1 protein-coding gene is annotated in these 443 nt (G+C 67.9%); it reads left to right on the plus strand.

Annotated elements, in window-relative coordinates; all coding sequences use genetic code 11:
* Positions 1-443: hypothetical protein (locus B3587_RS01645; protein ID WP_292726047.1), on the plus strand; the 443-nt coding region annotated here is incomplete at both ends.

Below are 443 nucleotides of genomic sequence, written 5' to 3' on the forward strand. Positions count from 1 at the left end.
CTGCTCGTGCAGACCGGACCGCTTCTCCCCTGGCTCGGCACGGCGCTGGTCATCGGCCTCGCCGTGCTCGCGTCGCCGCTCGTGAAGATCGGGCGAGAGAGCACTGGCGCACTGGTCATTGTGCTGGCGGTCTACCTCATGGCGGTGCCGGATTCGGCATCCGCACCGTTCGCGAGTATGGGTCCGCTGGGCGTCGCCGTCGCCCTCGGCGCTCTTGTGGCGTTCACCACCGCGTGGGCGAGCGCTGTCATATGGCTGGCGCTGCGGAGGGTGCGGATTCCGGCGTCCGAGGTTCCTCCGCCGACTCTCCCCTACACGTTGCTGTTGGCTTTTCTGGCGGGGTTGTTCACGTTCGTGACGCTGATGTGGTTCCGCGAGACGAATGCCTGGTGGTCGGTGCTGACGGTCGCGGTCGTGCTGCAGCCGACGGGCGCGAAGCTCGC

Origin of the sequence: Microbacterium sp. UBA837 (assembly GCF_002296025.1) — a bacterium.
Lineage (GTDB): Bacteria > Actinomycetota > Actinomycetes > Actinomycetales > Microbacteriaceae > Microbacterium.